14 protein-coding genes are annotated in these 19,374 nt (G+C 70.6%); 7 read left to right on the top strand and 7 right to left on the bottom strand.

Annotated elements, in window-relative coordinates; genetic code table 11:
* Window positions 1-64: 64 nt before the first annotated feature.
* On the bottom strand, window positions 65-1,477 hold the full coding sequence (locus WME85_RS07060; RefSeq protein WP_437836371.1) for a PQQ-dependent sugar dehydrogenase: 1,413 nt from the start codon (window positions 1,475-1,477) through the stop codon (window positions 65-67).
* Between the two features lie 129 nt (window positions 1,478-1,606).
* Here WME85_RS07060 and WME85_RS07065 point away from each other — a divergent pair, with 129 nt between their 5' ends.
* The 3 genes from WME85_RS07065 to WME85_RS07075 are packed head-to-tail and all read left to right on the top strand — an operon-like array spanning window position 1,607 to window position 4,650.
* The gene (locus WME85_RS07065; protein ID WP_437836373.1) at window positions 1,607-2,356 is read left to right on the top strand and encodes an EboA domain-containing protein; all 750 of its coding nucleotides are present in this window, start codon (window positions 1,607-1,609) and stop codon (window positions 2,354-2,356) included.
* On the top strand, window positions 2,353-3,264 hold the full coding sequence (locus WME85_RS07070; RefSeq protein ID WP_437836375.1) for a TatD family hydrolase: 912 nt from the start codon (window positions 2,353-2,355) through the stop codon (window positions 3,262-3,264). The genes WME85_RS07065 and WME85_RS07070 overlap by 4 nt, the downstream gene beginning before the upstream one ends.
* 12 nt (window positions 3,265-3,276) lie before the next feature.
* Window positions 3,277-4,650 carry an alkaline phosphatase family protein gene (locus WME85_RS07075; RefSeq protein ID WP_437836377.1) on the top strand — a complete coding sequence of 458 codons (1,374 nt, stop codon included), beginning with the start codon at window positions 3,277-3,279 and terminating at the stop codon, window positions 4,648-4,650.
* Between the two features lie 71 nt (window positions 4,651-4,721).
* Here the strand turns inward: WME85_RS07075 and WME85_RS07080 are convergent, their stop codons facing one another.
* From WME85_RS07080 to WME85_RS07090, 3 genes are read right to left on the bottom strand one after another with little or no spacing between them, the layout of a single operon-like run.
* Window positions 4,722-5,600, bottom strand: a complete 879-nt coding sequence (locus WME85_RS07080; RefSeq protein WP_437836379.1) for a UbiA family prenyltransferase — start codon at window positions 5,598-5,600, stop codon at window positions 4,722-4,724.
* Window positions 5,597-7,108: a metabolite traffic protein EboE gene (eboE, locus tag WME85_RS07085; protein ID WP_437836381.1), complete on the bottom strand. Its 1,512-nt coding sequence runs from the start codon at window positions 7,106-7,108 to the stop codon at window positions 5,597-5,599. The genes WME85_RS07080 and eboE overlap by 4 nt, the downstream gene beginning before the upstream one ends.
* Window positions 7,105-8,310, bottom strand: a complete 1,206-nt coding sequence (locus tag WME85_RS07090) for a 3-dehydroquinate synthase (RefSeq protein ID WP_437836382.1) — start codon at window positions 8,308-8,310, stop codon at window positions 7,105-7,107. The genes eboE and WME85_RS07090 overlap by 4 nt, the downstream gene beginning before the upstream one ends.
* Before the next feature lie 236 nt (window positions 8,311-8,546).
* Here WME85_RS07090 and WME85_RS07095 point away from each other — a divergent pair, with 236 nt between their 5' ends.
* The 4 genes from WME85_RS07095 to WME85_RS07110 all read left to right on the top strand — a co-directional run bounded on the left by WME85_RS07095 (window position 8,547) and on the right by WME85_RS07110 (window position 14,268).
* Complete coding sequence (locus WME85_RS07095) at window positions 8,547-9,155, top strand: polysaccharide biosynthesis/export family protein (RefSeq protein WP_437836384.1); 609 nt, start codon at window positions 8,547-8,549, stop codon at window positions 9,153-9,155.
* Between the two features lie 2 nt (window positions 9,156-9,157).
* Window positions 9,158-10,639 (top strand): oligosaccharide flippase family protein, encoded by a 1,482-nt coding sequence (locus WME85_RS07100; protein WP_437836386.1) that lies wholly within the window; start codon window positions 9,158-9,160, stop codon window positions 10,637-10,639.
* Window positions 10,640-10,809: 170 nt separating this feature from the next.
* The gene (locus WME85_RS07105; protein ID WP_437836389.1) at window positions 10,810-12,144 is read left to right on the top strand and encodes a nucleotide sugar dehydrogenase; all 1,335 of its coding nucleotides are present in this window, start codon (window positions 10,810-10,812) and stop codon (window positions 12,142-12,144) included.
* Window positions 12,145-12,573: 429 nt separating this feature from the next.
* On the top strand, window positions 12,574-14,268 hold the full coding sequence (locus tag WME85_RS07110) for a SpoIIE family protein phosphatase (protein ID WP_437308343.1): 1,695 nt from the start codon (window positions 12,574-12,576) through the stop codon (window positions 14,266-14,268).
* Window positions 14,269-14,456: 188 nt separating this feature from the next.
* Here the strand turns inward: WME85_RS07110 and WME85_RS07115 are convergent, their stop codons facing one another.
* From WME85_RS07115 to WME85_RS07125, 3 genes are all read right to left on the bottom strand, one after another.
* Entirely contained in the window at window positions 14,457-15,860 is a 1,404-nt protein-coding gene (locus WME85_RS07115) for a hypothetical protein (protein WP_437836391.1), read from the bottom strand.
* An 88-nt stretch (window positions 15,861-15,948) separates the two neighbouring features.
* Window positions 15,949-17,811: a hypothetical protein gene (locus tag WME85_RS07120; protein WP_437836392.1), complete on the bottom strand. Its 1,863-nt coding sequence runs from the start codon at window positions 17,809-17,811 to the stop codon at window positions 15,949-15,951.
* The gene (locus WME85_RS07125) at window positions 17,804-19,246 is read right to left on the bottom strand and encodes a GumC family protein (protein ID WP_437836394.1); all 1,443 of its coding nucleotides are present in this window, start codon (window positions 19,244-19,246) and stop codon (window positions 17,804-17,806) included. The genes WME85_RS07120 and WME85_RS07125 overlap by 8 nt, the downstream gene beginning before the upstream one ends.
* Between the last annotated feature and the right edge of the window lie 128 nt (window positions 19,247-19,374).

Below are 19,374 nucleotides of genomic sequence, written 5' to 3' on the forward strand. Positions count from 1 at the left end.
TCAGCCAGCGCCCTCGCTGTTGCGTGGCGCGGCCGTGGCGCTCCTTCCCCCGCTCATTCCCCGTTCATTCCGGATCGATCCGGAACAGCCGCCCGCCGCCGTTGACTCCGTAGTCGACCACGTAGAGGTCCCCGGCGGCGTCCTCTCCGAAGGACGCGAGCGCTTGCAGTGTATCCGTGCTCTCGAGATCCCCCGTGAGAGGCGTCTCGCTCACGAGGCTGCCGTTCTTCCAGACGAAGCTATAGATGCGGTTGGACGAGAAGTCACCGTAGATGTACGTACCGCGCAGCGCGGGGATCTTGCTGCCGCGGTACACATAGCCGCCCGTGATCGACCCGTCGCCCGTTCCGTGCCCGTGCACCGCGACGGGCGGCGTGTAGTCTGGCAGCTCGCAGCCCGTCTGGCCCGGCGGATAGCAGCCATTCCCCTCGAAGATGCTCCACCCGTAGTTCCTGTTCCCCTGGCCGCGCGGCTCGACGTTGATCTCCTCGACCGCCTTCGCGCCCACATCACCGATGTAGAGGTCGCCGTTGCAGCTGTCGAAGCTGAACCGCCACGGATTGCGGAGGCCGTAGTCCCAGATGTCCGGGTCTCCGCCAGCGAGGTTTCCGGCGGGAGCGGTCGGGTACGTATCGACATTGATCCGCAGGATCTTCCCGTACTTCACGTCGATGTTCTGGCCGTTGCCATCCGGGTCCTGCGTGTCGCCCTCGCTGCCGCCGTCGCCGACGCCCACGTAGAGCATGCCGTCGGGCCCGAAGGCGAGCATGCCGCCGTTGTGATTGCCCCTCAGCACCGGTATCGAGAAGAACTCCTTCTGCTCCGCTGGCGTGGCTTGATCCGGATTGGCCTCGGAGCGCCGGTACTCTCGAAGGACCAGCCGGTCGCTCGTCGTGTTGAAATAGACGAAGAACCTGCCGTTGGCCGCGTAGTCGGGATGAAACGCGAGCCCCAGGAGCCCGCGCTCGTCGCCTTCCCACTCGACCCCCTGAACATCGTCGGAGATGTCGAGGAAGGCCGTGCCCTGCAGCACACCCCCGCTGATGAGGCGGATCGTCCCTTCCTGCTCCAGCACGTAGAGCCGGCTGGCGTCCCCCGGTTCGCTCGTCACGAAGAGGGGTTGATCCAGGCCGCTCACGACCTCCGTCAGCTTGAGCGGCGGCACCGTCCCGCCCGGCTCGTCGCATTCGATCGTTCCTGAACCACCCGTGCCCGTCGTCGCGGGGCCGGGGCCCGTTCCGCCGGTTCCGGTCGTGCCCTGGCCGGCTCCGCCGCCAGTGCTCGTCGCGGGCGCGCCCGGGCCCGTCGTGCCGGTGGTGTCTCCGCCCGTACCGGTTCCGCCGGCGCCGGATCCTCCACCGCCCCCTGTTCCCGCTCCGTTGTCGCTGCCGCCGCAGCCATTGAGGGTAAAGCCAAGCCCCAGGAGCGCGGCTGCGAGGGGCATGAAAGACAAAAGGAAACGCTTCTGGTCCATCATGCCGTAGGAAGCTATCCGAACAGCGGGCTGCTTGGTATAAATTTCCACGTCCTGGCGCCGCGTCTCGGGCTCCGGCACAGTCAGCCCGGACCGGTGAGAGCGACTACAATGCAAGACCCTTCCCTACCGTTGCTCGAAATCCTGTTGCGCCGGATTCCGCCGGCGGCCGACGCCTGGCTGGAGCGCGTCGAAAAGGTGACCGGGACTTGTGTGCGCCCTGGCGGCGTGCCTGTCGCATTGGTGAGCAAGGCCTCTACCTGGTTCGATCGTGACCGTTTCCTGGCCACGTTCACTGCGGCGGCGCGCTTGCTCGGCAAGGCGCCGCTCGGCCTTCACTCCGAAGAGCGGGACGCCCTGCAAGTCGCCGGTGTCGTGAACACGATGGATGGCTGGCGGTTGGATGAGCTCGGTAGGGTGACAATGCTCGCGCTGGTCTCCAGGCGCCTGCCCGGGCCAGAGCTCGAGCAGCTGCTCGGGGTCTGCTATCAGCAGGGGGATGGCCGGGAGCGGCAGGCAATCTTGCGAACTCTGCCGCTCTTGAGTGAAGCGGAGCGCTTCGTTCCTCTCGCGGTCGATGCGTGCCGCACGAACGAGCTGCCCGTCTTCGAGGCGATCGCCTGCGAGAATCTTTACCCGGCGGCCCACTTTCCTGATCTCAATTTCAACCAGATGGTCCTCAAGGCCATGTTCCTGGGTGTGGCGCTGGTCCGGATCGTCGGATTGGCCCGGCGACGATCGGGCGAGCTCGCCAGGATGGCGGAGGACTTCGCGAGCGAGCGGAGGGCGGCTGGCCGGAGCGTCCCGGCCGACATCGGCCTGCTCTCGCTAGCGCACGAGAACGAGCACGAGCACGAGCGCGCGACGCGCATCCCGGAATGAGGGAGCGCGAGGCGGAGGGACCAGTGAAGCTATTCGATCCTCATATTCACATGACATCGCGAACGACGGACGACTATCAGGCGATGGCCGCGGCGGGCATCGTCACCGTCCTGGAGCCCGCGTTCTGGCTCGGCCAGCCGAGGACGCACGTCGGTACGTTCGAGGACTACTTCGCGTCCCTGCTCGGCTGGGAGCGCTTCCGGGCCAGCCAGTTCGGCATCCGCCACCTCTGCACGCTGGCGCTCAACCCGAAGGAGGCCAACAACCCTCGCGTGGCGCAGGGCGTTATCGAGCTCTTGCCGCGCTACCTCGACAAGGAGGGCGTCGTCGCGGTCGGCGAGATCGGGTTTGACGACATGACGCCCGAGGAAGAGAAGTACTTCGTCCAGCAGGTCGAGCTCGCGAGAGAGCACGATCTCCCCATCCTCGTGCACACGCCGCACCGCGACAAGAAGCGCGGCACCGAGCGGACGCTCGCGCTTGTACGGGAGCTCCGGTTTCCGGAGGAGCGCGTGCTCGTCGATCACAACAACGAGGAGACGCTGCCGCTCGTGCTCGCGACCGGCTGCTGGGCCGGTCACTCCATCTACCCGAACACGAAGATGGACGAAGACCGCATGGTCGCGCTCGTCAAGAAGTACGGCGCGGAGCGGATCCTGATCAACAGCGCGGCGGACTGGGGCGTGAGCGATCCGCTGAAGGTGCCGAAGACGGCCGAGCGGATGCGCGAGAGCGGGATCGCGGACGAGGTGATCGAGCGGATTGTCTGGAAGAACCCGCTCGCTTTCTTCGCGCAGAGCGGCCGGCTCGACCTCGCGGAGTTCGGCGAGGCGCCCGCCGTGGACCAGCGCGCGCTGTTCGAGGGCAACTCGGTCCTGCGCGGGCAGACCCCCGTCGTGCAGCGCTGAGCGAGCAAACCGATGCACCGAACCGTCGTCCTCAACGTGGTCGGGCTCACCGGCGAGCTGCTCGGCGACGCCACGCCGAACCTGAACCGGCTCGCTCGGGAGGGCGTCATGCGTCCTCTGCAGACCGTGCTGCCAGCGGTCACCTGCACGGTCCAGTCGACCTTCACGACCGGGCTCCTCCCGAGCGGACACGGCTGCGTCGCGAACGGCTGGTACTTCCGCGACATCGCGGAGGTGAACCTGTGGCGCCAGGCGAACCAGCTTGTCACCGGGGAGAAGATCTGGGACGTGGCGCGCCGGCGCGACCCGACGTTCAGCTGTGCCAAGCTGTTCTGGTGGTACAACATGTACAGCTCGGCAGATTATGCGGTGACGCCGAGGCCGATTTACTGGGCGGATGGGCTCAAGCTGCCGGACATCTACACGGAGCCGGCGTCGCTGCGCGACGAGCTCGTCTTCCGGCTGGGTGAGTTCCCGCTCTTCAACTTCTGGGGGCCGAACGCGGATATCCGCTCGACGGCGTGGATCGCGCGGTGCGCGCGCCACGTGTACGACACGCGACAGCCCACGTTGACGTTGGTCTACCTCCCGCACCTCGACTACAACCTGCAACGGCTAGGGCCGGATCATCCGGCGATCGCGGACGACCTCCGCGCCGTGGACGCCGTGTGCGGCGAGCTCATCGAGCACGTGCAGAAGGACGGGGCGCGGGTGATCGTGCTGTCCGAGTACGGCATCACGCGGGTATCCGGGGTGGTGCACATCAACCGAGTTCTCCGGGAGCAGGGCCTCCTGCGCGTTCGCGTGGAGCGTGGGCTCGAGAAGCTCGACGCCGGCGCATCGGAGGCGTTCGCCGTGGCGGACCATCAGGTGGCGCACGTCTACGTGCGTCGTCCCGAGCGTATCGCAGAGGTGAAGCGCCTGCTCGAAGGCCTGCCTGGCGTCGACTTCGTCCTTGACGCGGAAGGCAAGCGCTCCGCCGGGCTGGACCATGCGAGATCGGGAGAGCTCGTCGCGGTCTCTCGCGAAGATCGATGGTTCAGCTACTACTACTGGCTGGATGACGAGAAGGCGCCAGAGTTCGCCAGGACCGTCGATATCCACCGAAAGCCCGGGTACGATCCGGTAGAGCTGTTCGCTGATCCGGCGCTGCGCGCCCTGCCGGCCAGCGTCGCCTGGCGGCTGCTCAAGAAGAAGCTCGGGTTTCGTTACCTGATGGACGTCATCCCGCTCGATGCTTCGCTGGTGAAAGGATCTCATGGACGGCTGACCGAGCGCCTCGATCAGGGGCCAGTCCTGATGTCCAGCTGTGCTTCACCTGGGTCGGGTGAGGGCGTTCACGCCGTCGACGTCGGGAAATTCATCTTGAGCCACGTGTTCGACTGACGCCTGGCGCGACCGCGCGGGCAAGGCGGAGCGTGGGCGGGAGCATACGGACGCTCCTGCTCACCTCTCTCTCACGTCCCCCTGACCACCCGCTGCATCGCCAGCGTCAGCGGGAAGCCCAGCATCGCCAGCGCCGCCGCGCCCGGCGCGCCGCTCCTCGCGATGAGCACCGCGTCGAGCAGCGAGATCCCCGCGATCAGCGTCACCACGGCGCGCGGGATCCGGTCCCGCCGCGTCCCCCGCAGCAGCCTGATCGCGTGGAGCACGCAGCCGGCGAGCGCCCCGTAGGCGACAAGCCCCATCACCCCGGTGAGCGGCGTCCCCATCGTATAGAGAAACGGCACCGCCATGAAGCCGAGCGCCCACAGGCTGCGGACCGCCAGCAGGTTCTCCTGCTTCGCGATCGCCGTCAGTCCGATCAGGTAAAAGAGCAGCGCCAGCCCCCCTCCGATCACCGCGATCCCGAGCTGACCGCCCGCCGCGAGCGCCGCCGTCACATAGACGAGCACCCGGCACAGCCCCATGAGCGCCGGGCTCAGCGGATTGCCCTTGTGCCAGGCGTCGTACAGCACGATCGACCCCGCGAGCAGCGCGCTCGCCAGGGCCGGCGCCGCGCCCCGGCCCTCCGCGTACGCGTGCCCTCCGACGAAGAGCACCCCCGCGCCGAGCAGGGCGTACCCCACCGCGAACACCTCGCGGGCGCTCACGAGCCCTGACGGGATCGGCCGTTCCGGGCGCTCGCGGGCGTCGATCTCCCGATCGAACGCGTCGTTCAGGAACATGCCGCCTACGTACATCAACGACACAGCGACCCCCACGAGCGCCACCTCGCGCGCCCGCACGCCGGACCTCGCCAGCGCCATGCCGCAAAGCACGTTGGTCCAGACCGTGGGCAGGTTCGAGACGCGGCCGAGCCGCAGATAGACCCGCGCGCGTGAGCTCATCGTCATGCTCCCTCTCCGTTGACCCCGCTGGCCCGGCTCGCCGCACCGGCCCCGGCGCCCGCACCAGCTGCTTCTTCTCCGCTGACCCCGCTGACCGCGCGAGCGCCGCCGCCCACGCCCGCTCCGCCGCTCACCATCTGCGCCTCCACCCAGCGGAGCTCCCTCGCCACCGCCTCGACGACGCCCCCGCGCCGCTGATCCTCGGGCAGGACATCCCAGGTGTACGTCTCCACCTCGAGGTGCTGCGTCGCGGGCCGATCGCGGAGGTGCGACAGCAGCGCCGCGAGCTCCGGCTGCGTCGTCCCGAGCGCGCCCTCGATCCCGCGGAAGATCGGCACATGGAAGTGGACGCGCCACTCCTCCGGCCTGCCCTCCGGCCCGCCGTCCGCGCCCGCCCCCCGAGCGCCCTCGAGCGCCGCCAGCGCGTCCGGCAGATCCAGGTAGCGAACGAGCTCGCCCCCGCCCGCGCCGCCGCGCCGCTCGACCACCTGGTGCAGGTAGACGACGTCCTCCGCATAGGCGCGGAGCCTCGCCATCGTCGCGGGATCGCGCTCCGCCACGCTCGCGCGCAGCCCCGCGCTGAGCTGCACCTTGTGCACCTCGACGCCCGCCGCGCGGAGCGCGGCGAGCGACGCGGGCGCGTCCTCGAACTCGACCGCCATGTGACACGCGTCGAAGCAGAGGCCGAGGTGCGTCCGGAGCGCCTCCTCCGCGTCCGACAGGCTCATCCCGGCCAGGCTCGAGAGCTCCCGCGCGCGCGCCGGCGAGAACACGCGCTCCGTGAAGAAGCCGATCGCCTCGGGCGTCGTCTCCAGGAAGCAGCAGGGCTCCGGCTCGAGCGCCAGCGCGATGCGCTTGCCCGTGCGGCGGCGAACGTCGACGAGGTGCGCCGCGTGCCTGACCAGCCGCCGCCCGATCGCCTCCGCGTCGTCCGGCGTGCGCACCCGCGGCCTGAACGCGCCAGGCACGGTGCTGACGCTGCCCATCAGACCCTCCTCGGCCGGCAGCAGCGCGGCGAGGAGCGTCGCCAGGAGGTCGCTGTACGCGAGGCGCTCCTCGCCGAGCCAGTCGGGGAGATACACGCTCTCCTTCACCGGCGCGCCGTGGAACCGGCCATACGGGAAGCCGTTCAGCGTGAACACGTAGAGGCCGTTCCGCTCGAGGAAATCGCGAAAAGCCTCGAGCTCCGCGGGCGCGGCGAGCTCCGCGGCTGCCCTCGCCGAGAGCCGCAGCCCCACGCCGCAGCGCGGGCGCTCGCCGGGCGCGACACCTCCCGCCGCCGCGTCGCCTCCGGCGCCTGCCGCCCTTCCGCCTCGTGCGCCGCCCGCGCGCTCAACGCCCGCGCCGCCCGCGCCCCCGTCGCCCAGCTGCGCGCCCTCTCGGTGCCCGGCGGCGCGGGACCAGATCTCGATCAGGTGCGTTTCCAGGCTCTGCTTCACCTCGGCCCACGTCTCGCCCGGATGGATGTTCGTGCAGTACGTGAGGTGCGGCGCCCCCGCGCACGCGAGCCTCACGACCGCGCCGCTCCCGCCGCGCGCGCCGCTCGCTTGCCGGCCCGCTCGCGCAGGCGCGCGATCGCCGCGACGATGTGCCGCTCGTCCATCGCGTGCACCTCCCGCGCCCGCCCCACGTCCTCGAGCAACGTCACCGTGAGCTCGCCCCCGAGGTGCTCGCGGAACTCGTCCAGCCCGTCGAGCACGCAGAGCCGCTCGCCGCGCTCGCCGCGCGCGAGATCGAGCGCGTCGTCCCACAGCGCGAAGCCGAGCGCCTCCAGCGTCGAGAGCACCGCGGCCGCCGTCGGCGCGCTACAGAGGCCCGCCAGCTCGGCGTAGAGCGTGTCGATCGCGATCCCGATCGCGACCGCCTCGCCGTGGCGGAGCCGGTGCTTCGTGAGCGACTCCAGCTTGTGCGCGGCCCAGTGCCCGAAGTCGAGCGGCCGCGCGCTCCCGAGCTCGAACGGGTCGCCCGCCGTCGCGATGTGCTGGAGGTGGATCTCCGCCGAGCGACGCACCAGCTCCGCGAGCGGCGCGGGCGAGCCCGACGCGAGCGCGGGCGCGCGCTCGGAGAGCCACGAGAACAGCCGCGCGTCCCGGATGAGCGCGACCTTCACCGCCTCCGCCATCCCCGCCACCTTGTCGCGCAGGGACAGCGTCTCCAGAAAGCGCGGATCGATGAGCACCGCGAACGGCGGCGCGAACGTGCCCAGCAGGTTCTTCTTCCCGAACGCGTTGACGCCGTTCTTCACGCCGACGCCGGAGTCGGCCTGGGCGAGCACCGTCGTCGGGACCCGCACGACCCGCACGCCCCGGTGCACCGTCGCGGCGGCGTAGCCCGCCATGTCGAGCACCGCGCCCCCGCCGACGATCATCACGAACGACTGCCGATCCATCCCGAGCGCGTCGAGCCTCGCCTGCAGCGCCGCCGTCGCCGCGCCGTCGTTCTTCGCCGCCTCGCCCCCGGGCACCACGACGGGATCGGCCGCGAGCGAGAGCCGCTCCGCGTGCGCGTCCGCGTAGCGCGCGATGTCGTCCGCGATCGACGGCCAGGCCGCGGCGACGCCGCCGTCGATCACCGGCAGCAGGCGGTGCCGCCGGCGCGGCTCCTTTGCAGCGATGGCAGACGCGAGATCGCCGTTGCCGGGCGAAAAGACGCCCTCTGTGAAGTAGACGGGGTACTCGAAGGGGACCGCGATCCGTTGGACATGAAGCAGCATCAAAGCCGAGCTTTGAGAGCGGGCATCAGCCCGTCAAGTTGGTTCCGCGCGAGGATCCCGCGCTCTGCCGCAGGATGAAAACTTCCCCTTGGCGGCGGACGGCCTTCCTGCAATGCTGGCGCCGCTCGCTGAGCCGCGCGATCCGAGATCGTCGCGTGATCGCAACCCTGTACCGCCTGACTCCCTCCTCGATGCAGACGCCCATGGAAGGCACAATCCGTCCCACGAAACGGTCCTTCATGAGAGGAGTGCTGTCGACCGCGGCAGGGCTCGCCCTCGCCGCGCTGTCCGCCGGGTGCGCGCCCACGTACGTCTACAATCCGGCGAACTACCCGAAAGAGTACGATCCGCGTAAGCACGAGTACGTGATCGGGGTGGGCGACCAGCTCCGGGTCAACGTGTGGCGGATGGCCGACCTGTCGAGCGACGCGCTGGTCAGGGCCGACGGCGTCATCACGATGCCGCTCATCGGCGACGTCCAGGTGGTCGGCAGGACGCCGAGCCAGGTGCGCGAGGAGCTGAAGAAGCGGCTCTCCGAGTTCGTGAAGGACGAGACCGCCGTGATCACCGTCGCCGTGACCGGGGTCAACAGCTACCGGTTCGTCGTCAGCGGCAACGTCGCGCGCGCCGGCATCTTCGCCTCCAACTACTTCGTCTCCGTCTCCGAGGCGCTGGCGCTGGCCGGCGGCCCGAACCAGTTCGCCTCGACGGATCAGATCCTGCTCATCCGCATGGATAGCCCGGGCAAGTTCCGGCACATCCCCATCAACTACGACGATATCGCCTCGCGGAAGCGGCCTGAGCAGGACCTCGTGCTCAAGGCGGGCGACACCGTCTTCGTGCCCTGATCGTGGCCGGCTCCTCCGCGCTCGCCCGAAAGGCCGTCCTCGGCGCGGTCTGGACGATCGCGACCGGGCTCGGCTCGCGCGTGCTCGGCCTGATAGGCACCCTCGTGCTCACCCGGTTCATCGCGCCGGATGTGTACGGCGAGGTCTCGGCAGCCTCCGTCGTCATCATGACGGCGCACTTCCTGTCGAGCCTCGGGATCGGGCAGTACATCGCGTCGCGGCCGAACCTCGACCGCCAGATGACGTTCAACGCGACCGTCTACTTCCACGTGGCGGGGCTCGTCGCCATCGGCGCCGTGTACCTGCTCCGGGAGCCGATCGCGGTGAACATCGTGGGCGCGCCGGGGATGCTCGAGTTCATGCCCGGGCTCATCCTCGCGATGCTCATCGACCGGATCTGGTACGTCCCCGATCGCCTGCTCATCCGCGAGATGCAGTTCCGCAGCGTCAGCCTCCGCAACGCGGCCGGCGAGCTCACCTACACCGCGGCGTCGGTCTCCCTCGCGGTGCTCGGCTGGGGAGGGAACGCCATCGTCGTCGCGACGCTCCTGCGCGCCGTCGTGCGCGTGGTCACCACGGTCCCGGCCGTGAAGCTCGCGGAGTGGCTCACGCCGAGCCCGCTGTCGCGCGACAAGGCGCGCGAGCTGTTCGCCTTCGGCATCCCGCTCAACTTCGGCTCGCTGGCGAACTTCGGGGCTTCCAAGTGGGACAACCTCGTCATGATCCGGCTCTTCGGAGAGCACGTCGGCGGGCTCTACAACCTCGCGTGGAACCTCGCCGACATCCCGGCCTCCCAGGTCGGTGAGCGCATCGGCGACGTGCTCGTCCCGTCGTTCTCGAAGCTCGAGCCGGAGCAGCGCAAGACCGCGCTCGTCCGCGCGCTCACGCTGCTGTCACTCCTCATCTTCCCGCTCGCGGTCGGCCTCGGCGCGGTCGCCCCGACGATCCTCAACGACACCTTCTTCAACGAGGCCTGGGAGCCGGCCGGCCCGCTGCTCGCCGCGCTGTCGGCGCTCGGCGTCACCCGCCCGATCGGCTGGGTCATGTCCTCCTACATGCAGGTCTACGGCCGCACGCGGACGATCATGATCCTGGAGTGGCTCAAGGTGGGCGCCATCATCGGCGGCATCGCGCTGCTCGGATCGATCGGCGGCGTGCTCTGGGCGTGCGCCGGCGTCGGCGTGGCGTTCGGGGTGCACGCGCTGGCGAGCCTCTGGGTGGTCAAGCGCGCCGACGGCGTCCCCTACGGGCGGCTGCTGCGCCCGCTGATCCGCCCGCTGCTCGCGTGCCTGCCGATGGTCGTGGCCGTGCTCGCGGTGCGCTACGGGCTGCGGCAGCTCGGGCCCCTGCCGCGCGGGGTTCGCCTGGGGACCGAGGTGGTCGCGGGCGGGCTTGTCTTCGTCGCCTCGGCGCTGGTCATCGCGCAGCAGGCGTCGCGCGACTTCCTCCAGCTCGCCCGCGAAGCTGTGCGCCGCCGTCGCTAAGGTGTTGCCCGACGTCGCTTCACCACCAGGACCGTATCCCCGGCTGTCGCGGGGATACCCTTCGACAATCGAGCGAAATTTGGGGGCCTGTGGTAGCGTCGGGCCCCTCTCTTCGAACATGGGTCGGGATCCGCGTGGCGGATCCCCTCCACCACTGGAGAACAACAGAAATGGCAGAGACGCATCCCGCTGCGGTCGAGAGCCTCCTGGCCAAGATCACCTCACGCGAAGCCCAGGTGGGCATCATCGGCATGGGTTATGTCGGCCTGCCGCTGGCGCTCACGTTCATCGAGAAAGGCTTCCGCGTGCTGGGCTTCGACGTTGACCCCGAGAAGGTCACCGCGCTCAGCGAGGGGAAGAGCTACATCAAGCACCTCGATCCTTCGCGCGTCGCGGCGGCATCCAAGACAGGTCGGTTCGAGACAACGGCGGACTTCTCGCGGCTCAACGAGCCCGACGCCATCCTCATCTGTGTCCCCACCCCGCTCACGGCCCAGCGGGAGCCCGACATGAGCTACGTCGTCGGCTCCGCGCAGAAGATCAAGGAGCGGCTGCGGAAGGGGCAGCTCATCGTGCTCGAGTCGACCACGTACCCCGGCACGACCGACGAGCTGGTCAAGAACATCCTCGAGCAGTCCGGCCTGCGCATGGGCAAGGACTTCTATCTCGCCTTCTCGCCCGAGCGCGAGGACCCGGGCAACCGGGATCACAGCACCGCGACGATCCCGAAGGTCGTCGGCGGCGTCGACAAGGCGTCGCTGGACCTCTCGGTGGCGCTCTACTCGCAGGCGATCGCCCGCACCGTCGGCGTCTCCTCGGCGCGCGCGGCCGAGGCGGCGAAGCTGACCGAGAACATCTTCCGGGCGATCAACATCGCCCTCGTGAACGAGCTCAAGGTCGTCTACGACGCCATGGGCATCGACGTCTGGGAGGTGCTCGACGCCGCCTCGACCAAGCCGTTCGGCTTCATGCGGTTCAACCCGGGGCCGGGCTGGGGCGGTCACTGCATCCCGCTCGACCCGTTCTACCTCGCCTGGAAGGCGCGCGAGTACGGCGTGTCGACCAAGTTCATCGAGCTCGCGGGCGAGGTGAACGTCGAGATGCCGCACTACGTCGTCAACAAGCTCCAGCTCGGGCTGAACGACCGCGGCAAGGCGCTGAAGGGCACGAAGGTCCTGCTCCTCGGCGTCGCCTACAAGAAGGACATCGACGATCCGCGCGAGAGCCCGGCGTTCGAGATCATCGAGCTCCTCCGCCGGCTCGGCGCCGTGCTCAGCTACCACGACCCGCACGTGCCCAAGCTGCCGCGCATGCGCACCTGGCCGCACCTGCCGGAGCTCTCGTCCCTGCCGCTCAACGAGGACACCCTCAAGAGCCACGACGCGGTCATGATCGTCACCGACCACTCGGTGGTCGACTACGACAAGGTGCTCGAGCACGCCGCCCTGATCGTCGATGCCCGCGGCGTCTACCGCACGGCGCACCCGAAGGTGATCAAGGCCTGAGCCACGGCGCCCGCGCGGCGGTCGACAGCGCGGCGCGCTGTCGACGGCCAGCGCGGCGCGCTGTCGACCGCCGCGCGCGGCGTCGAGGACGCGGCGCGGCGCGGCGTCGAGGGCGCGGCGCCCTGGTGCCCGGTCTCCTGGTGCCCGGTCCCCTGGTGATCACGCACCCACCGGGTGCGCCCTCGCCTGCCTCATCCGCTGCGCCGTGAAGTGTCGCTCAACACCCGCGCTGTGGGCGGCGCGCCGCAGGGCTGCTCGCGGCGCGCCCCTGTCGCGGTGCGGTCCGGTGCAATCCGGTGCAGGAACGGGCGAGGCTCTCGCTGAGCTCGCGAAATCGCGAGCATCCCCTTGATGTCAGGGCGCCGGTTCGGTACCCCTCGAAGACGGTCCATGTCCACGCCGCCGCCCATGGTCGGGCCAGGTCGAACGATGTCGCCTGCAGATGACAGCCTGGGCCCTGCGCCGTCGAGCTCGGATTGGAAGGGCCACCTGGAGATCCGGCTCGGCGATCTCCCGGGCACGCGGCGGCCCCTGACGGAGTCTCACATCGTCATTGGAAGGGCGCCGGGCGTGCAGCTCACGCTCGACCACTACACGGTCTCCCGGCGCCACGCGGAGCTCTTCTGCGACCCCTTCGGCCGGTGGTGGATCCGCGATCTCGGCAGCACCAACGGCACGCTCGTCAACGACGAGCGCATCAACGAGAAGGTGCTGAAGCCCGGCGATCGCATCGGCATCGGCGACTACATCCTCGAGTTCCAGCTCACGGCGCGGGCCCCACGCGTGCCGCTCGACCCGGGCGGACTCCACTTCGAGGAGGACAAGCCGACCGCGATCCGCAAGCTCGGCGAGCTCGATCCGCCGCGGATCGCCGCGAAGCACCTGTTCACCCTGATGGACCTGTCGCGGCGGCTCCTCAGCATCGAGGACGCCACGGACCGGTTCGACGCGCTCTGCCAGCTGATGGTCCGGGAGGACTTCCACGGCAGCATGGCGCTGGCGTTGCGCCTCCGGCAGAACGGCTCGCTGACGATCCTGTCCGGGCCGCACCGCCCGTTCCAGTCGCTCCGGCGCGAGGACTCCGTCGCGCCCCCGTACATCTCGCGCCGCGTGCTCGCGGCGGTCCAGGACACGCGAGAGCCGGTGCTCGCCGGCAACCTGGTGAGCGACAGCGCCACGGTCGAGCTCACGATGTCGCGCGACGTCATGGCGCTCTGGGTGGTCGCGTGCCCGCTGCGGGTCGAGGAGCAGCTGATGAACCTGCTCTACGTGACCTTGCCGCCCGACTTCGGCAGCGTCGAGTGGCTCGGGCTCATCGCGCTCGCGGCCGAGGTCTACCAGCAGGCCGAGTCGGCCTGGGAGGCGCGGCGCCACGCGCAGGCGCACGCGGCGATCGAGCGCGAGCTCGAGATGGCGCACCAGATCCAGCGGACGTTCGTCCCGAAGCGGCTGGAGTTCAAGGCGCTGGACGTGGCGCTCGGCTTCGAGCCGTGCCGGTGGGTCGGCGGCGACTACGTGGACATCGTGCCGATGCCGGACGGCCGCCTCCTGCTCGCGGTGGCGGACGTCTGCGGCAAGGGGCTCCAGGCGGCGCTCATCGGGTCGAGCGTGCACACGATGGTGCGGGCGACGGTCGACGCCGGCCGCGGGATCACGGGCATGATGGACCGGCTGAACGCCTACCTCTGCGAGTACCTGCCGGAGCAGTCGTTCGTTACGATGGTGGCCGTCGCCCTCGACCCGGCGACGGGCCGCATGGAGTGCGTCAACGCAGGGCACCCGCCGGCGCTCGTGGCGACCGCGGAGGGCGGCCTGCGGCACCTCCAGGCGGCCGTCAACCCGGCGCTCGGGATCGGCCTCGTGCCCATGGAGGCGCACCAGAGCGTGCTCGCGCCCGGCGAGGTGCTCGCGATGTACACCGACGGGCTCACCGAGCTGCGCAACTCGTCCAAGCAGATGCTCGGCCTGCACGCGCTCGGCACCGGCTTCGCCAAGCTGTGCGCCACCAGCGCCGGCCGCCCTGTTGCGTCGATCGCCGACAAGCTCACGCAGATGCTCGAGGAGTTCCGCGGCGACCAGCTGCCCGAGGACGACAGGGCGTTCCTCCTCGCGCGGCGGACCTGAGCGGTCTCGCCAGGCCGACCGGCCCGCGGGGAGGGGGGTCGTCGCGCGGGGCGCGGGCGGGCTGAACTCGCGGGAGACGTCCAGTGCCCGACGTGCTGCGCACGCCGGACACTGGACGTATTTTGCGCTCAAACATCAGCCCGCCCGCGCCCCGCGCGACGACCCCCCTCCCCGCGGGCCTACCGTGGTCAGGGCGTCGCGTCGGTCCCAGCCGCCGGCTCCGTGCCCTCCGGCGGCTCGATCGGCTCCGGATCCCGGTGAGGCGGACCCACGGGGCCCGCCGAGCCGAAGGGCTGGGTCATCGAGATGCGCGAGCCGGCCTCCATCCGCCGCGGGAACGCGCCCGACACGGACAGGAGCACCGCGTTCCGGATGATCCGCGTGTCGGGGAGCGCCGCGGTCCGCGCTTCGGTGTGCTGGTTCGTGTGCTGGTAGCGAAGCGCGAGCGCGAAGTCGGGGATGACGACGACCGGGCTCCAGAGCAGCGCGACGTCGGTGAGCACCGCGGTCGTGTTCGGCCCCGTGTCGAGCTCCCCCGCCGCGTTCCGCTCGAGAGGCTGCGCGAACTGCACGCCGGCCGAGCCCTCGACCGACAGGCGCCAGGCCGGGCGGAGGATGGGCGCAGCGGCGCGGAGCGTCAGCTGATGGGAGAGCTGGATCTGCTGCAGGAAGACGTTTGGCGTGGCCGCGTAAGCGTACGCGAGCTCGGCCTCGCCCCGGTCGTGCGTGTAGCGCAGCGCCGCGAGCCCCGCCGGCCGCACGAGCGACTCGGCGTCGCCGGTCAGATCCGTCGCGACGACCCCGCCAACGTCGATCTGGCTCGAGAAGCGCCGGCCGAGGTCGTGCTGCCAGCTGGCCACGAGCGTGCTGAGGAGCTGATCGCGCGACTCGTACGTGTCCGCGGTCGCGGGGTCGGTGTCGGTGACCGGGGCGTTGTCGAAATGCGTGTAGCCGACCGAGAGCGCGAGGGACGCGATGTCGTGGCGGAAGATCCGCTGCGCGCTCAGCGTGTTCGCCACGCTGAGCGTGCGCTGCGGGCGGTCCTGGAGCGGGTTGTAGACGAGGAACGTCGCCCCCTGCCCGAGCGACCAGACCGGCGAGGGCTGGAACGAGAACCCCTCATTGAACGACGCCTGCACGAAGTTCGTCGTCCCGCCCGCGGTGCCCGCGAGCGTCGTCGTCCCCGGCGCCTGCTCGAGCTGGAAGGTGTTGAGCTGGCCCTGCGACCCGGCCGCCCCGAGCGTCAGCGTCGTCCTCGGCGACGTGACGAAGCGGCCGGACCACATCGCCATGTTCGAGTACGAGTTCGCCTCCGAGTGCAGGAAGAAGAAGCTCGCCGCGAACGTGTACGACAGCGTCTGCGAGGTCCGCGGCGTCGTGTACGTGAAGATCAGGCCGGGGCTCGCGGTCCCGAAGCCGTCGGCGTCCGGGCCAGGCCCGGCCGGAGGCTCGGCCGCCGAGCTCACGTTGTCGGTGACGCCGAGCGACCCGGTGAAGACGCCCTGGAGATACGCGTCCTGCGCTCGAGCGTCGTGATGGGTGAGGATCGCGCAGCCGAAGGCCGCGACCGCAATACCTCGTCCGGAGCGCATGAGGGCCGCAAGGTAACAATGGAGCCGGCGCTCGGCTACGCCTCCCCCACCTTTCGACGAGGGAAGTCGCCGGCCGCGCGCCGGGGGCTCAGGCGTCGAGCAGGACGACACCGAGGATGGGCGCCGGCCGGAGCTGCTCGATGGCCTGGCGGATCGACCTGCGGGTCGACCTCTTGACCAGGGACGTCATGACCACGCCGTTCACCGAGTCGGCGATCACGTTCATGTCCATGCTGCCGAGCACGGGGGGCGTGTCGATGATGATGTACGAGTAGCCCGCGCGCTTGAGGCTCTCGATCGCGCTCGAGAACGCCACCGCGTCGAGGATCGGCGGCCGCTCCGTGCGCGGATCGACGGCCAGGATGTGGACGGGCGTCTGGAGCGAGAGCCTCTGGTCGGGCGGCTTGCTGCCCCCCGACGGCCCGTTCCTGTCCGACGAGTCGATGTGGTCGTCGCTGGGCGCCACGGCGGGGGCCGGCGCCGCCTGCTCGACGACGACCCAGGGCGCGAACCGATCGTTGGCGTGGCGCTGGAGCTGCTCGGTGAAGCAGCTCGGGGGCTCGAACCGCAGCGCCTTCGCGATGCCAGGCTTGCGGATGTTCGCCTCGACGAGGAGGATCCGGCCGCGGACGGTCTCGCGGAGCGCGAGCGCGAGGTTGATGGCGCACGACGTCTTGCCCTCGCCCGGCGACGCGCTCGTCACGGCGATCGTGGTCCCGGTGCCCGACGGCAGCTTGCGCCGGAGCGTGCGGTAGGCGTCCGCCTGCGGCGAGTACGGCGCGTGGATCATCACGATGTTCGGATCCACGGCGTCCGGCATCGGCAACGGGCGCACGGTGATCTCGCCCGGGCCGCCCAGGGACTCCTCCGGGAGCAGCCCGGCCGTCTCCGGCGCGGAGGGCAGGGAGCGCATGTGCTCGATGTGAAGCGACGGCGGCTCCTCGAACGTCGGGTCGAGCGACTGCAGCTTCGCGTCCACGGCCTGGTGCGCCGGGTGCCCCGGGGTGGACACCACCCGGTTGAAGATGAGCGAGGGCGGCGAGGAGAAGGTGCTGGTGGCCGAGCGCTCGAGGGGGCGCTCGGGCGGCGGCGCCGCCGCCGGCGGCACCTCGCGCACGGTCACCTCGCGCGAGGCGGGCGGCACCACGCGATCGAAGACGAGGGACGGGGGCGAGTGGAACGTGCCGCTGAAGGAGCGCTCGATCGGCGGCGAGCCCCCGGGCTGCGCCGGGTGCGCCGGGTGCGCCGGGTGCGCCGGATGAACAGGAACGTCGCGGACCCCGACGTCGCGCGCGGGCGGCGCGATGACGCGCTCGATCGGCACCGGCGGGCTCGCACCCGAGCCGCTGGACACGAGCCCAGGGCTGCTCAGCGTGGCGCTCAGATCGACGACGCGCGTCACCCCGTGGCCACCGGCGCCGTGCCGCTCGGGGCCGGGCGGCAGCGCCGGCGCGTGCACGCCGTGCGCCGCCATCTGGCCCGGATGCGCGCCGTGATCCGCGGGCGGACCCCCCGCCAGGAACAGCGTCGTCGGGGGCGAGTGCCCCCGGACGACCGCCGGCGACATGGCGGGGTGGCCGCCGGGGCCGAGACGCAGCCCGACCCCCTGCGGAGACCCCGAGATCGGCAGATCCTGGCGGATGGTCGGCGAGTCGTAGGCGGCGTTCGGGTCCTCCTGGCTGGAGCTCGGGCGCTCCGCCGAGACGACGTCCTCGGCGTCGTTCGCGAGGCGCAAGACGCGGGCGATCATCTCCTCGCGCACGTCCGGGTCCGGCGCGATCGAGCGCCAGTTGCCGACCACGTTGCGGAGCCGGCGCGCCTCGATGACGAGGGCGCGGACCCGCGCGGTCTGCTCCGCGCGACTCAGGAAGTCGCAGACCTGATCGAGCGCCCGCTCCAGGGAAGCGACCGGCGGGGGCTTTCCCGGCTCAGCACCGCCTGTCTCAGCCACGGCGCCCTCGGGGCGCGCGCGCGGCGGCCGGTACGACGACGAGCACCGGAGCGAGCGCCATTCGATCGATATCTTCCATGTCGTAAACCCGATCATCGAGGACGATGCCTCGCGCCGCCGCGGCCGCGATGCCGGCCGCGATGGACAGTAAGAGCCCGCCGATGGCGAGGATCAGCCGCGACGGGCTCGAGGGCGCGCTCGGCCTGTACGCCGGGTCGAGCACCTCGATCTGCGCCGAGTAGCCGCCCTGCTCCGAGCTCGCGGCCATCTCGGCGCGGAACGACTTGCCCTCGAGGTCGGCGAGCCGCTGCTGCGCCCGCACCTTCTCGCGGCTGAGCCGCGACCACTCGGTCTCGGTGTTGATGATCGCCTTCGCCGTCTCGCTCGCGTCGGCCGCGTTCCCCTTCTTCGCGTTCCTGCGCGAGGCGATCTCCCGCTCGAGCGTCGCGAGCTGGGCCTTGATCTTCGCCTTCTCGGCCTCGTCGGTCGCGGCGACCTCCACCACCGGCTCCGGCGCCGGCGGCAGGATGAGCGCCTCCTCGGCGCGCCGCAGCGCCGCCTCGGCGTTGCTCACGCGGGCCGCGGCGGCCCGGACGTCGGGGTGCTGCTCGGTGAAGCGAGACTGCTTGTCCGCCAGGTCCCGCCGCGCGGTCGCGAGCTCCTGCTCGGCCTGGTCCCGCTGCCGGACGAGCGCGGGGGAGGGACCCCCTCCGGCGCTCGCCATCACCTGCTCGGGCTTGCCGGTGAGCCGGCTCCGCAGGCGGGGCACCTGCCGCTCGAGGGCCTCCAGCGTGGGGTCGGCGGTGGTGGTGCGGCGCTCCTGCGCGCGGATGGCGGCGCCGGTCTGCGCGCCGCCGGGCGCGGCCTGCTCGGCGGCGAACTCGGGGTGCTCGGCCAGGAACGCCGCGAGCTCGGTCTCGGCCTTCTCGACGTCCTGCTCGGCGCGCTTCAGCTCGGAGTCGAGGAACTCGTTCGTGAGCTTCGCCTGCGACCTGCGCATGCGCGTCGTCTCCTCGACGAGGATGTCCGCGAGCCGCTGCGTCACCTCCTGCGCCTGCTCGCGCGTCTCTCCTTCGGCCGAGATGGCGAAGGTGTCGGTCGAGCGGGCCTTGAAGGTGATCTTCATGCGGAGCCGATCGACAGCGTCGACCATGCCCCGCTTCTCGAGGACGTCGGGGAAGAGGTTGAACTCCGTGACGACCTTCTCGAGGTTGGAGCGCGCGAGCAGCGTCTCCTTCAGCCGCGCGGAGAGGGTGCGGAGCGGGTCGGGCCCGTCCGGCCCGAGGTACGTCGCCTTCACGCCCTCACGGTAGAAGATCACGGTCTCGGAGCGGTACGCGGGCTTCCTCGACTGCACGACGAGCACCGTGAACCCGACGCCCGCGAGCGCGACGAGCACCGCCACGTACCAGTGCGCCAGGGTCCGGTTGATCATCGCGCTGATGCTGGGCGGCTGCGGACCCGCAGGTCGCGCCGTCGCATCGGCGGGAAGCGCCCCGAGCGGCTCCTGGGGCGGGGGAGGCCCGGCGGGCTGCTGGTTCATCTTCCAGTTGTCCATAATCC

Origin of the sequence: Sorangium sp. So ce1153 (assembly GCF_051521595.1) — a bacterium.
GTDB lineage: Bacteria > Myxococcota_A > Polyangia > Polyangiales > Polyangiaceae > Sorangium.